Source organism: Streptomyces europaeiscabiei (genome assembly GCF_001550375.1).
In the GTDB taxonomy this organism is placed as follows: domain Bacteria; phylum Actinomycetota; class Actinomycetes; order Streptomycetales; family Streptomycetaceae; genus Streptomyces; species Streptomyces europaeiscabiei.
This window is the reverse complement of record NZ_LRTR01000616.1, coordinates 1-4,376: the sequence shown is the minus strand read 5'-3', so window position 1 is coordinate 4,376 and position 4,376 is coordinate 1. Positions and strand designations below refer to the sequence as shown.

The following is a 4,376-nucleotide window of genomic DNA, read 5'->3' as shown; positions in this document are numbered from 1 at the left end:
GTCCGCGCGGTGTCCGGTCGGCCGGCACCGGTGTCCCCGCCCGTCCGACGTGCGCCCTGCGGCGGCCACACCGTCCAGCCCGTGTCCGGCTCCGGCCCGGCGGCGGGTGCCACCGACGCCACCGCGTGCCGGGTCCACGGACGTCGTGCCGCGTCGGAGTTCTCGCACGCGTCCCGGCGCCCGTGCACCGTCACTTCTCGTACGCCGTGGGAGTCGGGGGCACCGACCCCCACCCTCAGCTGCACGCCCTCGTCCCGCGGCAGCACCAGCGGCTCGTCCGCGGTCAGCTCCAGCACCCGGGCGCAGCCCGCCCGGCCCGCCGCGTGCAGCACCAGGTCCAGCAGGACGGCCCCGGTGACCACCGTCGTGCCGTCGACGCGCCGCAGCAGCGAGGGGTCGGACCCGGCCACGGTGAGCCGTCCGGTGTACGTCGGCTCGTCCCGTCCGGGCAGTTCGACCGCGGCGGACAGCAGGGGGTGCCCGGCGTCCTCAAGCCCCAGATCGACGGCGCCGCGGTACCGGGCCGGTTCCCCGGCCGTGCGCCGGGACCCGCGCCACAACAACCGGGCCGGCAGATCGGCGAGCAGTCCGCGGGCGATCTCCCCATCCGGATCGCGGGGCACTTCCGTGATCTCGTGGATCTCGTCCGGCAGCTCGTACGGCGACAACCGTCGCCGGCAGGCGGCCAGCACCGTCTCCACATCGATTCCGCCCGACTCCGGCACCGGCACCACGTACGCCACCGGTATCTCGCCGAGCGCCTCGTGGGGGGCGCCCGCCACGGCCGCGTCCGCGACCCCGGGCGCCTGGACCAGCGCCTGTTCGACCTCGCGGGGGTGAAGGTGCTCGCCTCCGCGGGTGATGAGTTCCGTGAGCCGGCCCGTGATCGTCAGGTGCCCGTCCGCGTCCTGCCGGCCGAGGTCACCCGTGCGGTACCAGCCCTCCGCCAGCACGGCCGCGGTCTCCTCCGGCCGCCCGTGGTAGCCCAGCATCAGCCCCGGACCGGACACCCGGATCTCGCCCTCGGCGCCCCGCGCCACCTCCTCGCCGGTGCGGGCGTCCGTCAGCCGAAGTGTCAGCCCGGGCAGTGGCACCCCGCACGAGCCCGGCACGTGCGGGCCCTGCGGCAGGTTCGTGGTGATCGCACCGCCGGCCTCCGCCGAGCCGTAGCCGTCCAGCAACGCGACGCCGAAGGCGGACCGGAACTCCTCGTGCAGGGGCTGCGGGCACGTCGGCCCCGCGACCAGGCACACCCGCGGCCGTGGCGGTCGCACCGCCCCGGACCGCGCCAGCTCGACCATCCGGCGGTACATCGCCGGCGCGCCCACGAGGAAGGTGGCGTCCTCCTCGCGTACGCGGAGCAGCACCTCCTCGGCGTCAGAGCCGTCGGTGAGGCAGGCCGCGGCGCCGACCGCGACGACGCCGAGCACGCACACGTTGTGCGCCACGACGTGGGACAGCGGCATCGGGCACACCAGCCGGTCCTGCGGCGACATGCCCAGCAGGGGAGCGCCGCAGGAGGCCGTCGTCCACAACGACGTCCGCTGGGTGGCCACGACTCCCTTAAGATGTCCGGTCGTTCCGGACGTGTACAGCAACCAGGCCGGCTCGTCGAGCCCCAGGTCGTCCCGGGGCCGGTCGCGCAGCGACCACGTCGACGCCAGTTCCTCCCAGCGCGGCAGCTCGGCGTCGGCGGCCGCCGCGAACCCCGGCTCGGAATCGTCCCCGACCAGGATCACCGTGATCCCCGGTCGGTCCGCGAGCACCTGGCGCACCAGTGGCAGCCGTACCGCATCCGTGATCACCACCTGGGCCGCGCAGTCGTCCAGCACCCACGCGAGTCCCGGGCCGGTCGACAGGGGGTCCAGCGGTACACCGACGGCACCGGCCCGGGTGACGGCGAGACAACTCTCCACCGCTTCCACCCGGTTCGGCAGGCAGATCACCGCCGACGCGCCCCGCGCGAGCCCGAGGCCCACCAGATGACCGGCGACCCGCGCGGTACGCCGGTCCAGCCCTGCCCAGGTCACCGAGCGGCGGGCGTCCTTGAACGCGGTCCGCTCCGGCTGCCGGGCGGCGTGCTCGGCGAGCAGTTCGTGCAGCGGGCGGATCAGCTCCGCCCGGAACGCCGCGTCCGCGGTCACGAGATCCCCTCACGCACCCATCGCGCGGTAGCGTCGCACGGCCAGCGCGCGTCCCACCACCGCGATCAGCACGGACCAGGCCAACGACACCAGCACCGGATGCTGCGCCGGCCAGGCTCCCGTGGCCGTGAGCCCCGGGTTTCCGAACAGCTCGCGTGCCGCTTGCACCGTCGCGCTCAGCGGGTTCCACTCCGCGGCCCAGCGCAGCACCGTCGGGAGCGTCGAGGGCGCCACGAAGGCGTTCGACAGGAACGTCATCGGGAACAGCCACAGGAAGTTGCCGCTGGCCGCGGCCTCCGGGGCGCGCACGGTCAGCCCGATGACGACGCCCACCCACGACAGCGCGTATCCCATGAGCAGGAGCAGGGCGAAGCCCGCGGCGGCCCGCAGCACCCCGTGGTGGATGCGCCAGCCGACCAGCAGCGCGCAGAGGATCATCACGGCGACCATGACGGTGTTCTGCATGAGGTCCGCGAGGGTGCGGCCGGTGAGCAGCGCGCCGCGCGCCATGGGCAGGGACCGGAACCGGTCCACCATGCCGCTCTGTACGTCGTTGGCCAGGCTGACACTGCTGTTGCTGGCCGTGGAGAAGGCGATGGTCTGTGCGAAGAAGCCCGGCATCATGTACTCGCGGTAGGCCGCCGGACCGTCCGCTCCGGGCAGGGCGAAGGACCCCGCGAAGATGTACGCGAAGAGCAGCACGAACACGATGGGCTGCACCAGGCTGAGGACGAGCACTTCGGGTATCCGCAGGGTCCGGATCACGTTGCGCCGCGTCACGACCAGGACGTCACGCACGGACTTGGCGGCCGTGCCCGGCTTCAGCTCGGGTATGGCCGACGCCGTTGCCGACACTGTCATCACTCCTTCTCGCTCGGCGTGCCGGCGACGAGCGCCGCGCGCCTGGTGTCCCGACGGGTGTCCTCGGTGAGGGCGAGGAAGACCTCGTCCAGCGTGGGACGGCGCAGCGCGATGTCGGTGATCTCGATCCCGTCGGCGTCCAGCGCGGCGACGGCCTCCGTCAGCAGTCGTAGGCCGCCGTCGACGGGCACGGAGACCGTGCTCCGCGGCCGGTCCACGTCCGGGGCGTGGATGCCGAACCGGGCCAGCACGGCTGCGGCGGTGTCGAGCTGTCCGAGCCGGGAGACCGTCACCTCGATGCGCTGCCCGCCCGCCTGCGCCTTCAGTTCGCGAGGTGTGCCCCGGGCCACGATCCGCCCGTGGTCGACGACCGCGATGTCCCTGGCCAGCCGGTCGGCCTCCTCCAGGTACTGGGTGGTCAGCAGAAGCGTTGTGCCCTGTCCGACGAGGTCCTCGATGGCGTCCCACAGCATCAGCCGGCTGGTCGGGTCCAGCCCGACCGACGGCTCGTCGAGGAACATCACCGACGGTCGTACGACGAGGGCGCCGGCCAGGTCGAGACGCCGTCGCATCCCGCCCGAGTACGTGCTCGACACCCGGTCGCCCGCGGCGGTCAGGTCGAACTGGTCCAGAAGTTCGTCGGTCCGCAGGCGGGCCGTCCGGGACCGCAGACCGTACAGTTCGCCGATCATGCGGAGGTTCTCCCGGCCCGTCAGCCGGTCGTCCACGGCCGCGAACTGGCCCGAGAGTCCGATCGACAGCCGGACCCGGTCCGGATCGCGCACCACGTCGTGGCCGGCCACGGTGGCCGTGCCCGAGTCCGGGCGCAGCAGGGTGGTGAGCAGCCGTACCGTGGTTGTCTTGCCCGCTCCGTTGGGGCCGAGCAGACCCAGCACGCCGCCTTCCGGCACATCCAGGTCTACTCCGTCAACGGCCCGGATCTCACCGAAGGTCTTCACCAGACCCGTGGCGTGAATGGCGCCCGCCATGGGCTCTCTCCGTCCTTGTGCAGGGATGGGGGTGGCAGTGCGTGCGGGGCTGGGCGCGTGTGTCCGGGGCACCGGCACGCGCGAGCCCCGGACACACGGGCCGGGGCTCAGGTCGCGGAGATCAGCTTCAGCTCGGGGTGCGCGGTGCCGCCCGCGATCGCCGTGGACGAGATGTGCGAGACGATGCGCTCGTCGACCGGGTCGTTCGCCGGGTCGTCGTGCACCAGCAGGTGCTCGTACGTCGTGGCACGCTGCGCCGGGATCCGGTCCGCCCCCCGGATCAGGGTGATCAGTTCGCCAAGGTTGGAGCGGTGCTTGGCGCCGGCGGAGGAGACGACGTTCTCCTCCAGCATGATCGAGCCGAGGTCGTCCGCGCCGTAGT

General features: G+C 73.1%; 3 protein-coding genes and 1 pseudogene. All 4 read right to left on the bottom strand.

The window, feature by feature from the left end; all coding sequences use genetic code 11:
* A partial coding sequence (locus tag AWZ10_RS29870; RefSeq protein ID WP_159058388.1) for an AMP-binding protein occupies positions 1-2,144 on the bottom strand: 2,144 nt, incomplete at its 3' end.
* A 9-nt stretch (positions 2,145-2,153) separates the two neighbouring features.
* The gene (locus AWZ10_RS29865) at positions 2,154-3,005 is read right to left on the bottom strand and encodes an ABC transporter permease (RefSeq protein WP_046702917.1); all 852 of its coding nucleotides are present in this window, start codon (positions 3,003-3,005) and stop codon (positions 2,154-2,156) included.
* Positions 3,005-3,994: an ATP-binding cassette domain-containing protein gene (locus tag AWZ10_RS29860; protein WP_046702918.1), complete on the bottom strand. Its 990-nt coding sequence runs from the start codon at positions 3,992-3,994 to the stop codon at positions 3,005-3,007. The genes AWZ10_RS29865 and AWZ10_RS29860 overlap by 1 nt, the downstream gene beginning before the upstream one ends.
* 107 nt (positions 3,995-4,101) lie before the next feature.
* Positions 4,102-4,376, bottom strand: a pseudogene (locus tag AWZ10_RS29855) (dehypoxanthine futalosine cyclase); the annotation flags it as partial.